We start from the raw sequence: 15,802 nt of genomic DNA on the forward strand, positions 1-15,802 counted from the left end.
TTGAGTGAATTTTATGAATAAGGTTTTTTAATGCAACTTAGTAATTACAGCTCTTTTCCTACTAATTTACCTGTTATTGCGGAGGATGAACTTTTTCTATACCCGTTTATGATTTCTCCTCTTTTCTTGAACGATGAAAAGAATATTGCGGCGGCTGCCGAAGCGATCGAGAATAATTCACTCGTGATCGTTTGCCCTGTGAAGCCTGAACATGAAGGGGAACGCGAAGGTGATTCGATCTATGATGCGGGGGTCATCGGCTCAATTATGCGTAAAGTCGTATTACCCGACGGTCGAATCAAAGTTCTGTTTCAGGGATTGGCTCGAGGACATATTACAGAGATGATACATGAAAACCCTCTGCGTGCTCATGTTGATTTGATTCAATCCACAAGTGTGAATGAACTTAAAATGGACGCCATTTTAGAAGTACTGCGCGAAAAAGTGCGTGCCCTGTCTCAGGTGAGTAACTATTTTCCCCCTGATCTGCTCCGAACGATCGAAGAGAATCATGAGTACAACCGTATCGTCGATTTGATCTGCAGTTCGATCAAGATTAAAAAAGAGAATGCCTATCAGCTCTTTATCGAACGCGATCCTGAAAAGCGTTTTTTGATGCTGATCGATGAGCTGATCGAAGAGACCGAAGCGAACAAACTCCAAAAAGAGATCCGTTCAAAAGTCCATTCGCGTATCGAAAAAGTGAACAAAGAGTATTTTCTCAAAGAGCAGCTCAAGCAGATTCAAAAAGAGTTGGGGACCGATACTCACCGCGACGAAGAGATCGAAGAATTTAGAAAAAAACTCGAAGCCAAAAAAGATAAAATGCACGCTGATGCGTACAAAGAGATCAACAAACAGCTGGAGCGTTTTGCGCGGATGCATCCGGACAGTGCCGATGCGGGGATGATTCAGACGTACCTCGAATGGGTACTTGAGATTCCGTACGGCGAAGAGGCGAAAAAAGCACTTAATATTCACGATGTCGAAAATCAGCTCAACAAAGACCACTTTTCATTGAAAAAACCGAAAGAGCGGATCTTGGAATTTTTCTCGGTCAAAGAACTCCTTGAGCTTCGCGGTATTGCCGATAAAGAGGGGCGCGGTGCGATTCTTTGTTTTGCAGGCCCTCCGGGTGTCGGTAAGACCTCACTTGCCAACTCTATTGCAACGGCACTTAAACGTCCCCTTGTGCGGATTGCTTTGGGCGGATTGGAAGATGTGAACGAATTACGCGGGCACCGCCGTACCTATATCGGTGCGATGCCGGGGCGCATTGTTCAAGGGGTAATCGAAGCTAAAAAGATGAACCCCGTCATCGTCCTCGATGAGATCGATAAAGTGGCAAAATCGCATCGCGGCGATCCGACGGCAGTATTGCTGGAGATTCTCGATCCGGAACAAAATACCCATTTCAGAGACTATTATCTGAACTTTAACCTCGATCTTTCCAAAGCGATTTTTATCGCGACAGCAAACGATGTAGGTCAGATTCCCGGGCCGCTACGCGATCGCATGGAGTTTATCTCGGTGAGTTCGTATACGCCGCAGGAGAAATTTCAGATTGCCAAACAGTATCTGATTCCTCAGGAACTGAAAAAACACGGATTAAAAACCTCTGAACTCTCTATCTCAAAAACGGCATTAGCCGAAGTGATCGAGAAACATACCCGTGAAGCGGGGGTTCGTAACCTTCGCCGCCGTGTCGCCGATATCGTCCGTAAAGCGGCGAAAAAGATTCTCGAAGAGCCGACGACCCAAAAAGTAACGGTGAGTTTGAAAAATCTTAAAGAGTTTTTAGAAAAAACGATATTTGAGATCGACCGTACCGATCATGTCGATCGAATCGGTGTAGTAAACGGTCTAGCCTGGACGGCTGTCGGGGGTGATGTACTTAAAATCGAAGCGATCCGTATCAACGGCAAAGGGGTATTGCAGCTGACGGGAAGTTTGGGAGATGTGATGAAAGAGTCTGCCCGTATCGCCCTCTCTGTCGTTAAAACCTTGATCGATGAGGGGAAAATCAGTGTCGATCACTCGATTATCCCTCTTAGTCCTGCGGAGCGAGAGAGTGATGTTCCGGTTGATGCAAGCGAGGTCTATAAACGCTTTGACTTGCATGTCCACGTTCCCGACGGGGCTACCCCTAAAGACGGCCCGAGTGCGGGGATTGCAATGTCCACCGTCATCGCATCAATTTTGACCAATAAAAAAGTACGTGCCGATATCGCGATGACAGGGGAAGTTTCATTGACCGGAAATGTTCTTCCGATCGGCGGGCTCAAAGAGAAGCTGATTGCCGCTCATCGTGCCGGGATGAAGCTAGCCCTTATCCCTCAGAAAAATTATGATCGCGATCTAGCCGATATTCCCGACGAGGTTAAAGGGGCTTTGGAAATCGTCGGCGTCAGTCGGATCGAAGAAGTTCTTGAGCGCCTTTTAATTGACGCATAACACGCATGGCTTCGGGGACACCGAAAAGGTACCCTCGCAGTTTGGTTGCGATTTTTAGTTTCCTGCACTCTTCTTTAAACCCTTTATCCATGACGACATTGGCCTCATAGGGGGCGACAAACGTATACTTCATTTCGATAGAGACGATAAATCGTCTTCCGATGATGTGATCTCCCCCCCCCTTTAACGCCTCTTTATCGTGCTTGCTGAGCAGATAACTGCGGGATTTAAAATAGCGGTCAATCCCATAGAGAAGTGATCGGATATTTGTGGGATTTTCGGCATACGCAAATTCATTCACCGTTTTGAAATCCATCGATTCGATCAACGATTCACTGTCCTCTTCCAAATATCGGAAGCTTCGTCGGATGGCGTCACGGTAGTCGCGCATTATCGGAGTGCTGTAGCGGTGACGAAAAAAATTGCGGGTATAGCGTTCATCCGCATTGCTCTCATCAATATGATGAGGAATTTTGCGTTCATGCAGATAGGCTTCAATGGAGTCGCGGTCCCATTCCAAAAGAGGGCGTAAAATTTCTATCCCGTCACGTGAGTCATGGGAACGTATGCCGAGCATTTCAGGCAAGCCTGAACCTCGGCAAATTTGCATCATCAGCCATTCCAAACGATCATTGAGCTGATGGGCGGTGAGAAGATAGGTATAGCCATGCTTTTTCATCAGATAGCCGAAAAAACGGTACCGTTCTTCTCGGGCGCGATGTTCGAAATTGATCCCCCCTAGCCGGCAGGAATGGGCATAGCATTGAAGAGAATGTCGTGCTGCGAGTCGTTCGGCATTTTTTTCTTCGGCATCGCTTGTTTCTCGTGTGTGATAGTTGACGTGAGCAATATCAAAAGCGATATTATTTTCGAGTAAAAGGTGAAAAAGGGCGGTGGAATCGACCCCCCCGGAGAATGCGAGGAGGACTCTCCCCTCGCGTAATCGATCAAGGTGGAGAAGTTTAGACATTTCCCGTTACGGTAGCCAGAGGCCGTTTTTCGGCGAGTTCGGTGATGCGGGCACGATACATTTTTCCAAAGGCCAGTTCACCTTCGATTTCGCGGTCATTGACATAGATCTCACCGTCGACATCGGGTGCCCAATTGAGGGCGCGGGCGCTGAGGAGGAATTCGTGTTCGTCACTCTCTCCATCGATAACAAGTGTAATTTCTGTTCCGACCAACTTTTGCAGACTGGACAGCTCAACATCCGAAGCAATTTTCCCCAGTTTTTTGGCACGTGCGTTGATGGTTTTGGAAGGGATTTTCTCTTCCATCGTATAAGCGCTCGTCCCCTCCTCATCGGAGTAGCTGAAGACATTAAGACGGTCAAATCCAAACGTTGCCGAAAACTCCGCCATCTCTTCGAACATGGCTTCTGTTTCCTGCGGATGCCCGACGATGAAACTGGTACGGATAAAGGCATTTGGCAATGCTTTCATGGCACCCAGAAGCTCAAGTGTTTTGGCTTTTCCGAATCCCCGTTTCATGATTTTCAGCATCTCGTCGTTGATGTGCTGGATCGGCATATCGAAGTAGTTATGGAACACTTTCGAATCCCCGATTGCTTTGATCAGTTTCAATGATGTTGTCGAAGGGTACAGATACAAAATACGGGCGCTTTTGACACCGTCGATCAGCTCGATTCTCTTAATCAGATGGATAAGTCCGTCTTGAATGTTTTGATCGCGCAGATACGAACTGGAGTCTTGAGAAACGAAGCTGAAATCATAGTACCCTTTGGCGACAAGGGTTTCGACTTCATGGGCGATGCTCTCCAAATTACGGGAATTGAGTTTTCCTTTGAACGAGGGGATAGCGCAGAAGCTGCATTGCTGATTACACCCCTCGCTTAGTTTGATATAGGCGTGGTACGTCGATCCTGTCACAACCCGCTCTGCTCCATCTATCAAATAAACCTCTGGGGTAAAACGGCTCTGTTTCGCGGCGAGTAATTCATCGATTTTGTCATAATCGCCGACACCCGTAAAGATGTCCACTTCGCTGAGTTCTTTGGAAAGCTCCTCTTTGTAACGTTCAGAGAGGCATCCCGCCATGACAAGTACGGAATCTTTTTTACGTCCCGCATCGAGATTGAAAATTGTATTGAGCGATTCTTGTTTGGCCGCATCGATAAATCCGCACGTATTGACGATGATGACATCCGCCTCACCGCTCGCATCGGTCATTTCGAAATCTTTGAGACGCCCAAGCATTACCTCGGTATCGACGAGATTTTTGGTGCAACCGAGTGACACGATGTGAAGTTTTTTGGACATTTACCAACCCTTGGATAATATAATGCAATTATAGCCAACTGGAGGTTGAAGATGCTTAGACGAGATAATTACGATTTGATCCATTCCTCCGAGATTACCTCCGAAGCGGTCTATCATGAGCGAAGAGCCTTAATGAAATTAGGGGCATCAGCCGCATTGCTCGGAGCATCACCGCTGATGGCGGCATTAGGGTTTGAAAAATCCAAAAGCAAAAGTACGCTGGAATTGACACCTTATGATCAGGTTATCACCTACAATAATTTTTATGAGTACGGAACCGATAAAGAGTCCCCCGCCAAGCTGTCCAAAAATCTTAAAACCCGTCCGTGGACACTCAGTGTCGGCGGAGAGGTACAAAAGGGGCGTACGTACGATATCGATGAGCTGATAAAAAAGATACCGCTTGAGGAGCGGATTTATCGTTTCCGCTGTGTTGAGGGGTGGTCAATGGTCGTGCCATGGGTCGGTTTCAGCCTCTCATCGTTGCTGAAAGCTGCGGGATTGACATCAAAAAGCAAATACGTTGAATTTGAGACACTCTTTGACCCCGCCCAGTTTCCCGGACAAAAACAAAGTTTTGGTACTATACCGTTTCCATACCGCGAGGGGCTTCGGATCGATGAAGCGATGCATCCTCTGACGATCTTGGCGGTCGGGCTTTACGGCAAAGAGCTTTTGCCGCAAAACGGTGCTCCGATCCGTTTGGTCGTCCCGTGGAAATACGGGTTTAAAAGTATCAAAAGCATTGTAAAAATCACCCTTAGCGAACATCAAACCCGTTCGACCTGGAACCAAATCGCTCCGAGTGAGTACGGGTTTTATGCCAACGTCAATCCCTTAGTCGATCATCCGAGATGGTCGCAAAAGAGAGAGCGGGTACTGGGGAAATTTTTTAAGCAGGATACATTAGCTTTTAACGGCTATGCAAATGATGTGGCATATTTGTATAAAAATATGGATTTGAAAAAGTTTTATTAAAAAAGAGGGTTGATGAGAATTATCATTTGGATCGGAGCACTGCTTCCGATTGTTTTTGCACTGTTTCGTTTTAGCGCAGCGTTTCATCCGGTGTGGCTCAATGACATTTTACTTTTTATCGAAGGATATGTGCATCTGAGTTTGACAAAATTCCCTAACGATCCGTTAAAATTTTTAATCAATCTCAGCGGAGAGAGTGCATTATGGCTGCTGGCACTATCATTAACGATTACTCCGCTGCGAAGCTATTTGAAAATCAATCTCTTTTCATACCGTCGTCTTTTGGGGCTGTTCGCCTTTTTTTACGCGTTGATTCATGCACTGCTTTTTATCGGAATTGATCAGCAGTTTGATTTCGATGGCCTGATTCATGAAGTGACGACAAAGCCGTTTATCGCTTTTGGAATGGGGGCATTTCTCATCCTTTTGTTGATGGCGCTTACGTCGACGAAAAAACTTTTTTCAAATTTCAAAGGGTGGCATAGACTCGTCTATATTGCAGTCGTATTGATTGTAGTCCACTATCTGATGAGCCACAAAACGATCACTTGGGATAACCTCTCAACAGCAGGAGTTCTGATATTTTTACTGGTATTGCGGCTGATTAAACGATGAAACACTACGATGTTATCATTTTAGGAGCCGGGGCGAGCGGGTTGATGTGTGCAGCGCAACTCCGTCAAAACAGCTCCCTGTCTATCGCCATCATCGAGGGGAATAACCGTCCTGCCCTGAAGCTTAAAGCCAGCGGCGGTGGCAAATGCAATCTGACGAATGTCGAAGTGGATGAGACCCATTTTCTCGGCGATGAGAGATTGGTCTTGAGTGCTTTGTCGACTTTTTCGCAAAAAAAACTTTTGGACTATTTCAAAGCAGGCGGATTACGTCCCGTAATCCGAAAAGAGCGGTACTATTTTTGCCCGAAAAGTTCCGATGAGGTGATCTCCATTTTACTGGGCAAAGCTGCCGGGACCGATTTATTATTGGGGCATAAAATTCTTTCCGTAGAGGGGAAAAATCCTTTTGTCGTTACGACCGATAAAGGAAAATTTCAAGCCTGCCGTGTGGTTGTTGCAACGGGGGGAGCGAGCTATAAAGAGCTCGGAGCGAGCGATATCGGGTTGAAAATCGCACAGCATTACGATATTAAAACAATACCTTTTTCTCCGGCATTAGTGGGACTGACACTGCAGCCGAAAGAGTTTTGGATGAAAGAGCTCAGCGGGATCAGTTTCCCAGCCCGCATCCATGTAGCGGGAAAAACACTCGATGAAGATTTGCTCTTTGCGCACAAAGGGATCAGCGGACTGGTTGTCCTTTCGGCATCGCTGTATTGGCATAGAGGGGAAATCGTGATCGATTTTCTCCCCGATTTCGAACTAAACACCCTGAAATATGAGAAAAAAAGTGTCTCTACGGCAATCCCTCTTCCGAAACGGTTTATGAAAGCCTTTTTGGAAGCTGTGGGATTGGAAGATAAAGCGTGCAACCGTTTGGATTCACAAGATTGGGAAAAACTGATCCGTATCCGTCAGTATGCGATGGCTCCCTCGGGGACATTCGGATTTTCAAAAGCTGAAGCGTGCCGAGGCGGGGTAGCGTGCGAGGAGATCGATCCTTTAACAATGGAGAGTACCAAAATCAAAGGGCTCTATTTTATCGGTGAAACAGTCGACGTGACGGGAGAGTTAGGAGGCTATAATTTTCAATGGGCGTTCAGTTCGGCGGTAGTCTGCTCCATTTCCGTTATGCTATAATCGTATCAAATACTTAATACCCCAAAGGGGTGAATATGAAACGTCAGCGCGTCGTTATCGTAGGCGGGGGATATGCGGGGGTAAAAGCACTCCAAACATTGGCCCCTTCCGGTCAGTGTGATATTGTTCTGATCGATCAGCACCCCTATCATTATCTTCAAACCGAAGCATATGAACTTATCGCCAATGAATGCAGTATGACCCGTGTTACGATCGACTTGGTCGCGTTGTGTCTGAGCTACGGCGAGCACGTAACGTTTATCAAAGATACGATACGCGAAATCGATTTTGAACACAAATGTGCCGGCGGACAAAGTTCTTGCCACCCGTATGATTATCTCCTCCTCTGCAGTGGAAGCCGTACCGCTTTTCACACTTCGGTACCGGGGCTGCGTGAACATTCCCACGGTGTAAAAACATTGCCGAGTGCCCTTGCCTTTAAGCATCAGTTTGAGCAGCGTCTGTATGATCGAATGGAAAGCGAGGGGGGATGGTGCAGCGAACCCTTTAATGTGGTGATCGGGGGAGGGGGACTGAGCGGCGTCGAGATTGCGGCGGAGATGGCAAATTATATTCGTGTTTTTCATCTGGACAATACCCTTACCTGCGATAATATTCATATCTTTTTGATTATCCCTCATGAAAATGTTTTGGAGGGGATGGAACCTTATCTCATCCAAAAAGCGACAGAGCGTTTGACCCGGCTCGGGGTAAAAATCATTAGACATTCCCGTATTACTTCGGTGGAAGAGCATACGTTGATTTTAAACAACGAGGAGAGCATTTGTTTCGATTTTATGATTTTTACGGGAGGGATTATCGCATCGACATTGACGACGACGATAGAGAGCGAAAAAAACAAAAAGTCGCAGCTCATTATCGATGAGTATCTTCGCGTTCCGTTGTACGAGGGGGTATTTGCCGCCGGCGATATTGCCGAAATACGAAGTACGGACGGAAAGATTCTTCCCCCTACGGCACAGATCGCCGAACAAAGCGGAACCGAAGCGGGAAAAAATATCCTAGCACTGATCGAGGGGCGGGAAATGGACCGTGTATCGATGAAAATTGAGGGGATGATGGTCGCTTTGGGGGGAAAATATGCCGCAATTTCTCTTTTTGGACGGATTCGTTTCAGTGGATTTGCGGGGTACCTTATCAAAACGGTAATTATGAGAGGGTACCGTTATCTTCTCCATCGTCAATGTACCAAAGGGATGGATGGACTCTCTAAAACTAAAGCACAATGCCACACGGGATTTTAATTTTTTCTCAGTACAATTACACCAATTAACATCGAGGGAAGCCCTATGATACTTTTAGCCGGACCGTGTGTCATCGAGAGTGAAGAGTCGATTTTTAAAATCGCCAAATCGCTCGAACGCTACCAAAATGACCCGCGTTTTGATTTTTATTTCAAATCGAGTTTTGATAAAGCCAACCGTACGTCATTGGACAGCTATCGCGGACCGGGAATCGAAGAGGGGCTTCGGATTCTTCAAAAGGTTAAAGATGATTTCGGTTACAAGATTGTGACCGATGTCCATGAGAGTTATCAGGTTCCTATCGCTGCCGAAGTGGTCGATATGCTCCAAATTCCCGCTTTTTTATGCCGCCAAACCGATTTGCTGGTAGCGGCGGGGAAAACCGATAAAATCGTCAATATCAAAAAAGGGCAGTTTATGACGCCCGGCGATATGCAATATTCCGTGATGAAAGTACTCAAAACGCGCGGATGCGACGAATTGAGTTTTGAAGCGTCTCAAAAATACGGAGTATTGCTGTGTGAGAGAGGCTCGAGCTTCGGATATGGAAATCTGGTCGTCGATATGCGCTCACTCGTCATCATGCGTCAATTCGCCCCCGTTATTTTCGATGCGACCCATTCGGTGCAGATGCCGGGGACGGGGACGGGCAAAACGGGGGGGGACAGCTCTATGGTCCCTCACTTGGCACGGGCGGCGGCTGCCGTCGGAGTAGACGGATTTTTCTTCGAAACCCATTTCGATCCTATCTGCGCTTTGAGTGACGGGCCGAATATGCTAAAATTAGAACAACTCGAAGCGTTAAGTGAAACGCTGTTACAAATCAATTCAGTCAAAGGAAATTAATTTTATGAAACTAATCGAAGGACAACTTCGTGTTCGCACGGATAAAAAAGTCGCTATCGTCAGTACGCGCTGGAACCATTTTATCGTTGACCGCCTTGTCGAAGGGGCAAAAGACGCCTATTCGCGCCACGGCGGAAACGCTGATGATTTGACTCATGTGTTGGCACCGGGCGCGTTTGAGCTTCCGATGGTGATCGAGCAGCTTTTAAGCAGCGGTAAATTTGACGCCGTGTGTGCGTTGGGTGCGGTTATCCGCGGTTCGACTCCTCACTTTGATTATGTGTCGGCTGAAGCGACAAAAGGGATTGCAACGGTGAGTTTGAAACACAAAAAACCGGTCTCTTTCGGATTGTTGACGACCGATACGATCGAGCAGGCGATTGAGCGTGCCGGAACCAAGGCGGGGAACAAAGGTTTCGAGGCGATGACCGTTGTTATCGAGATGCTTGATCTGTACGCTGAGATCGGCGCATAATGGCGACGCGTCATCAAGCCCGCATGGCGGTTGTCAGTCTTTTGTACGCATACGATTTGGGGAATCAAACGATTGCCGACTTCAGTGATGAGATTCTCGAAGAAAAAAAGATCCGTAACAAACAACGTGATTTTGCCCTCGATTTATTCAAAGGGGTAACGGAACACCTTTCAGAGATCGATGAAGCGATTGTAAAACACCTCAAAGACTGGGATTTTGATCGTTTGGGTTCGATTGAGAGGGCGACTCTTCGCTTGGGCGGTTATGAAATTATGTTCGGTGAACTCGATTCGGCGGTAATTATCAATGAAGCGATCGAAGTGGCTAAAGCGTTCGGAAGCGAACAATCACCTAAGTTTATTAACGGCGTTTTAGACGCTATTTCGAAAGACAAATAACCTATCATGCGCCTTAGTAAAGAACAAGCCTTAGAACTTATCCGTCACGGGGATTTAAAAGAACTCGGCCGTATGGCGACGGCTCGCAAAAAAGAGCTTCACCCGGACGGTATTACGACGTTCGTCGTCGATCGTAACATCAACTATACGAATGTCTGCTGGGTCGACTGCAAATTTTGCGCCTTTTATCGCCACGGAAAAGATGAAGACGCTTATGTTCTTACGTTTGAAGAGATCGATCAAAAGATCGAAGAACTTCTCGAAATCGGCGGAACCCAGATTTTGTTTCAAGGGGGCGTTCACCCGAAGCTAAAAATCGAATGGTATGAGGATCTGGTAGAGCATATCCATACCAAATACCCTCAAATCACTATCCACGGATTTTCTTCGATCGAGCTTGATTTTATCGCCAAAGTTTCCCATATCACCATTCAGGAGTGTCTTTCACGCCTTCATGCCAAAGGATTAGCCTCCATTCCGGGTGCGGGAGCCGAGATTCTCAGCGACCGAGTACGCGATATTATCGCTCCGAAAAAAATGGATTCGCTAGATTGGGTGGATGTCCACCGCCAGGCGCATAAGCTGGGTATTAAATCGACGGCGACGATGATGTATGGAACGGTCGAGACCGATGAAGAGATTATCGAGCATTGGAATTTGATTCGTAATCTTCAGGATGAGACCGGAGGATTCCGCGCTTTTATCATGTGGTCGTTTCAGGGACAAAATACCCAATTGATGGAGGAACATCCGGAAATTGAGAAACAATCCAGCAACCGCTATCTCAGACTGTTAGCGGTTGCACGCCTTTATTTGGATAACTTCCCGAACATCCAAAGTTCTTGGGTGACGCAGGGGCCTTATATCGGGCAAATGGCACTTTTGTTCGGTGCAAACGATCTGGGTTCGACGATGATGGAAGAGAATGTCGTCCGCAGTGCGGGGGCAGGGTTTCGGATGGCGAAAGAGGAGATGATTCGACTTATCCGTGATATCGGAGAGACTCCCGCAATTCGTAACACGGCGTATGAGATTTTGGAAAAATTTGAGTGAAATACATCAACTTGAAACGCCAAAGGAGCAAAGCCCCTATGGGCTACGCTAACGCTGAGTTTTCCTCGGCGGAAAGCCCGCGCACTGCAAGCCGCGCTTTTAAAAAACTTTTTCTTATTTTGTTATTAACAGGGCAGGCACTTATGGCAAGCACATTGGATTTTATTGACGTTCACGGGACAAAAGTCCCTTTTATCTACGAAGAGGACAAACGGCTTCCGATCGTCTCGATGCAGATTGTATTCACCCACAGCGGCAGTATCGATGAGGGGAAACATTTCGGTTTGGCACGTCTTAGTGCCAAAATGTTGAATGAGGGTTCTCTAAAGCGGGGTTCGGTCGGTTTTGCCGATGCTTTGGATGCCCGTGCGATTCAACTGAGCAGCAATGCAGGGAATGAGACGTTTGTGATTGAACTCGGATCCCTTAAAGAGGAGTTTGATACGGGGCTCTCTCTTTTAAGCGAGCAGTTGCGCGAGCCGAACTTCACCGCAAAATCGCTCGAAAAAGTCAAAACGATGGCACTCAGCGACATCGCTCGCAAAGAGGCCGATTTTGATACGGTTGCATCCGATGAGCTAAAAGCGGTACTCTTCGAGGGGACGCCGATGGCCGTTCCAAATATCGGAACCAAAGAGAGTATTAAAGCGATTAAGCTAAGTGATGTCGAAGCATTTAAAAAAGAACATTTGGTTCTCTCCAATGCCCTCATCGTCATGGGGGGTGATATCTCACTAAACGATGCCAAGCACAAAGCACAATCTCTTCTTGGTATATTGGAGAAGGGAAAAATCGGTAAAGAACGTCATTATGAGCCGCGTAAAGAGCCGAAAGAATCATTACTCAAACGCCCTCAAACCGAGCAGGCTTATCTCTATTTCGGAGCGCCGTTTGCGATGAAAGAGGGTGATCCGGAGTTTTATAAGGCGCGTGTCGCGATGTTTATCTTAGGAAGCAGCGGATTCGGAAGCCGTTTGATGGAAGAGATACGGGTTAAGCGCGGACTTGCCTATTCTGCCTATTCACGCCTCTCTGTGGCGAAAACCAATACCTATTTCAGCGGATATCTTCAAACGAAATTAGAATCGCAGGATGAAGCGAAAAAAACGGTAGTCGAGGTGATCGATACATTTGTCCGTGACGGAGTGACACAAAGCGAGCTGGATCAAGCCCGCAAGTTCTTGCTCGGTTCCGAACCGCTTCGTGTAGAGACTCTTTCTCAGCGTTTGGGTCGGACATTCAGTGAATATTATCAGGGGAAACCGCTCGGGTATTCGCTTCAGGAACTCGAGCTTATCCGCACACTTACCCTTGATGAAGTGAACGATTTTATCAAGCGTCACGGCGAAATCCGCGATCTTAGTTATGCTATTGTTACCAAGTGAGGACGCTGAAAAGTTTCACCGCTTAGGGGTAGGAAGTGTTACGGCACTCTCTCTGATCGCCCCCGCTTCTTTTGAAGATCGCCGTCTCAGTCATGAACTCTTTCATAACGCTTCATGCGTCATCGATGCGAGGGTAGAGCATGTTGTCCGCACCCCCAAAACCCTTAAAATCACTTTTTTTGCCCATAATCTGGAGTGTGTGATCGAAGGGGTAATTTTTCACCCCAAGCCCTATATGCTCCATCAATTCCCTAAGCACGAACGTGCTTTTTACATCGGCAAAGCTCAGTGGGAACTGGGAAAATGGACGATCGTCCATCCGGTGAAGATCAGCGCCGTAGGTTCCCTCGTCCCGATCTATAAAACGCCTCTTCGCGCCGATGTGATGCGTCGTTTGATTCTGAAATACGTTAGCGTTGAAAATCTCATCGCTGACGGGCTTCCGGAGAAAATAGCCAGTGAGCTTTACGGTATCCATTTTCCCGACATCCCAAAAGCTTTGAGTGAAGTGCAGACGTATGCCCTTAAATTTGCCGAACTGTTTGAATATATGCGCCGTCTCCGTCTCAAACGCCGTTATCACAAAACGTCGTATCGCGCTCTCGGCGATGTGAAAAAGTGGATAAAAACACTCCCGTTTGCACTCACAACGGATCAGCAAAATGCGATAGCGGATATAGGATCTGATTTACGGGGCGAAAATGCGGCACGCCGGATGATCGTCGGGGATGTCGGATCGGGGAAAACAATGGTTATTCTGGCTTCGGTCATTTTGATGCACCCCTATCGCTCTATTTTGATGGCACCGACGACGATTCTTGCCGCACAGCTGTATGAGGAGGCGCAAAAATACCTGCCGAATCTGCGGATTGCTCTCGTCACCAATGCCACGAAAAAAGCTCCGTTGGAGGAGTTTGATTTTATCATCGGTACTCACGCACTACTTCATCGCCCGCTCCCTGAAGCGGGTCTCGTAATGGTGGATGAACAGCACCGTTTCGGCACCGCTCAGCGCCATGCCCTTACCCGCCTCACCGATAACGACACCTCGCCGCACTATCTGCAATTTTCCGCCACCCCGATTCCCCGTACGCAGGCGATGATCGACTCGGCGCATATCGACGTGAGTTTGATCGTCCAGACACCGTTTACAAAAAATATCATGACCCGCATCATTCATAAAAGCGATTTTTCCGCTTTGTTGGATCATATCCGATCCGAGATAAAGCAAAATCACCAAGTTCTCATCGTCTATCCGCTGGTAGAACAGAGCGAAATGATCGATTATCAAAGTATTGACGAAGCACGGGGATATTGGGAAAAGAATTTCGAGAATGTCTACGTTACCCACGGCAAAGACAAGGAAAAAGAGGCGGTTTTGATGGCATTTCGCGAGAAGGGGGCTATTCTTTTGGCTACAACGGTCGTCGAAGTGGGGATCTCGCTTCCGCGCCTTTCTACGGTCGTAATCGTCGGGGCGGAGCGTTTAGGGCTATCGACGCTTCATCAGCTGCGCGGACGGGTGAGCCGTACCGGATTGCAGGGGTATTGTTATCTCTATACCAATAAAAGCGGAAAGAATGAGAGACTAGAATCATTTAGCAGATGTAACAGCGGTTTTGAGATTGCGGCACTCGATTTGAAATTCCGCTCAAGCGGCGATTTGCTGGATGGAAGCATCCAAAGCGGTAAAGCGTTCCGGTGGGCGGATATTGCTGAAGATGAGAAAATAGTTCGAGAAGTGAAAAGTTGGCTAGATAAAAATTAATAGGTCTTCGCAACACACAAAGAGTGAGGTCGCCCGCAGAAGTGCGAAGGCGTACCGATAGCGATTTGTTGCGGAGACGATTTTCTTTTCTTATGAAAAAGAAAAGAAAGATAACTCATTAATAAAGCCCGAACCGCCCGTCTGAACGTTTATAAAGAACACGCATTTTCCCGTCGATATCATAAAAGACTTCAAATACTTTGCCGCTCTCTTTGAGCTTCTCTAATATTTCGGCTACCTCTTGCGGTTTAAAAAGGATCGGTTCGGCAGGGACGATTTCATCTTCCATCGCTTCGGTTGCGGCATGGAGATCGATGGAATTGGATGCCGCTAATTTGGCTTCATTCAACCCTTCGTTTTTATGATCCGAGAGTCGGTCGTGCAAACGGCGAAGCGCTTTTTGGGCACGGTCGATCGCGATGTCGATCGCGGCGTAGAGATCGTCGTCGCGTTGGGTGATGACAATAGTATTTTTTCCGGCAACATTGATCGTAAATTCGATCGTTACCCCTTTTTTACGTTCATTTGCACTGGCGACGGCATTGACGCTTATAAGGTCGAGATGGTATTTGGTTAGTGTATCGATAGAGTGCATCAGATGATCTTTGATGGCATCGCTGAGCTCGATGTGGCGTCCGACGAGAGAGATATTCATGATTAGGTACCACCTTGGTATAAAAATAGAGGAATTTTGATTATAACACACAAAAACGAAACGTCAAGAGCTTTAGAAAAAAAACAAAATAAGAGAATATTAAAATAATTATTAACACATTTTAATGGCGCTTTAATCAACATAGCACTACAATCGAAAAATAGCGTCCTCTCTCGATAATATTTAAGAAAAGAGGGATGATGGTCGATAGTAATCGATTGGGCGTATCGGGTCTATAAGCAGTGCTACCGAGCCCTGTTTTTGAGTGCCGTAAAATCCGAGGAGGATGAAATGAAAATAAATAAACTTTTTTTGCGGTGGATGACAACATTTGGAATGGTAATGGTGTGCACTACATTTGGACATAGTGCAGAAGTAGCATTTAATACACCATATTATAGCACGAATGTGAATGGTGATATGACAACATTGGGTAACACTATTGTTTGGAAAGATACTGTCGCAGCTAATGCTTACGGCGTGGACGTG

At 46.9% G+C, this 15,802-nt stretch carries 14 protein-coding genes; 11 read left to right on the forward strand and 3 right to left on the reverse strand.

Annotation, left to right across the window (positions count from 1 at the left end):
- The first annotated feature begins 30 nt into the window (after positions 1 to 30).
- Positions 31 to 2,454: an endopeptidase La gene (lon, locus tag SULKU_RS01560; RefSeq protein WP_013459169.1), complete on the forward strand. Its 2,424-nt coding sequence runs from the start codon at positions 31 to 33 to the stop codon at positions 2,452 to 2,454.
- Here lon and tilS read toward each other — a convergent pair.
- Positions 2,408 to 3,424: a tRNA lysidine(34) synthetase TilS gene (gene tilS / locus SULKU_RS01565; protein WP_013459170.1), complete on the reverse strand. Its 1,017-nt coding sequence runs from the start codon at positions 3,422 to 3,424 to the stop codon at positions 2,408 to 2,410. The genes lon and tilS overlap by 47 nt on opposite strands.
- Positions 3,417 to 4,733 (reverse strand): 30S ribosomal protein S12 methylthiotransferase RimO, encoded by a 1,317-nt coding sequence (rimO, locus tag SULKU_RS01570; protein WP_013459171.1) that lies wholly within the window; start codon positions 4,731 to 4,733, stop codon positions 3,417 to 3,419. The genes tilS and rimO overlap by 8 nt, the downstream gene beginning before the upstream one ends.
- A 51-nt stretch (positions 4,734 to 4,784) precedes the next feature.
- Between rimO and msrP the strand changes: the two genes are divergently transcribed.
- The 10 genes from msrP to recG are packed head-to-tail and all read left to right on the forward strand — an operon-like array spanning position 4,785 to position 14,658.
- Positions 4,785 to 5,711: a protein-methionine-sulfoxide reductase catalytic subunit MsrP gene (gene msrP / locus SULKU_RS01575; protein WP_013459172.1), complete on the forward strand. Its 927-nt coding sequence runs from the start codon at positions 4,785 to 4,787 to the stop codon at positions 5,709 to 5,711.
- Between the two features lie 12 nt (positions 5,712 to 5,723).
- On the forward strand, positions 5,724 to 6,326 hold the full coding sequence (locus tag SULKU_RS01580; RefSeq protein ID WP_013459173.1) for a protein-methionine-sulfoxide reductase heme-binding subunit MsrQ: 603 nt from the start codon (positions 5,724 to 5,726) through the stop codon (positions 6,324 to 6,326).
- Complete coding sequence (locus tag SULKU_RS01585; RefSeq protein WP_013459174.1) at positions 6,323 to 7,468, forward strand: BaiN/RdsA family NAD(P)/FAD-dependent oxidoreductase; 1,146 nt, start codon at positions 6,323 to 6,325, stop codon at positions 7,466 to 7,468. The genes SULKU_RS01580 and SULKU_RS01585 overlap by 4 nt, the downstream gene beginning before the upstream one ends.
- A 35-nt stretch (positions 7,469 to 7,503) precedes the next feature.
- Entirely contained in the window at positions 7,504 to 8,733 is a 1,230-nt protein-coding gene (locus tag SULKU_RS01590; RefSeq protein ID WP_013459175.1) for an NAD(P)/FAD-dependent oxidoreductase, read from the forward strand.
- 45 nt (positions 8,734 to 8,778) lie between these two features.
- On the forward strand, positions 8,779 to 9,579 hold the full coding sequence (gene kdsA / locus SULKU_RS01595) for a 3-deoxy-8-phosphooctulonate synthase (RefSeq protein ID WP_013459176.1): 801 nt from the start codon (positions 8,779 to 8,781) through the stop codon (positions 9,577 to 9,579).
- 4 nt (positions 9,580 to 9,583) lie between these two features.
- Positions 9,584 to 10,054, forward strand: a complete 471-nt coding sequence (gene ribH / locus SULKU_RS01600) for a 6,7-dimethyl-8-ribityllumazine synthase (protein ID WP_013459177.1) — start codon at positions 9,584 to 9,586, stop codon at positions 10,052 to 10,054.
- Entirely contained in the window at positions 10,054 to 10,452 is a 399-nt protein-coding gene (gene nusB / locus SULKU_RS01605) for a transcription antitermination factor NusB (RefSeq protein ID WP_013459178.1), read from the forward strand. The genes ribH and nusB overlap by 1 nt, the downstream gene beginning before the upstream one ends.
- Positions 10,453 to 10,458: 6 nt before the next feature.
- Entirely contained in the window at positions 10,459 to 11,505 is a 1,047-nt protein-coding gene (locus tag SULKU_RS01610; protein ID WP_013459179.1) for a dehypoxanthine futalosine cyclase, read from the forward strand.
- A gap of 38 nt (positions 11,506 to 11,543) precedes the next feature.
- Positions 11,544 to 12,890, forward strand: coding sequence for a M16 family metallopeptidase (locus SULKU_RS01615; protein ID WP_013459180.1), 1,347 nt, complete (start codon positions 11,544 to 11,546; stop codon positions 12,888 to 12,890).
- The gene (gene recG, locus SULKU_RS01620; RefSeq protein ID WP_013459181.1) at positions 12,871 to 14,658 is read left to right on the forward strand and encodes an ATP-dependent DNA helicase RecG; all 1,788 of its coding nucleotides are present in this window, start codon (positions 12,871 to 12,873) and stop codon (positions 14,656 to 14,658) included. The genes SULKU_RS01615 and recG overlap by 20 nt, the downstream gene beginning before the upstream one ends.
- A 118-nt stretch (positions 14,659 to 14,776) precedes the next feature.
- Here the strand turns inward: recG and hpf are convergent, their stop codons facing one another.
- Entirely contained in the window at positions 14,777 to 15,313 is a 537-nt protein-coding gene (gene hpf / locus SULKU_RS01625) for a ribosome hibernation-promoting factor, HPF/YfiA family (protein ID WP_013459182.1), read from the reverse strand.
- Positions 15,314 to 15,802: the final 489 nt, after the last annotated feature.

This window comes from Sulfuricurvum kujiense DSM 16994, from assembly GCF_000183725.1.
GTDB lineage: Bacteria > Campylobacterota > Campylobacteria > Campylobacterales > Sulfurimonadaceae > Sulfuricurvum > Sulfuricurvum kujiense.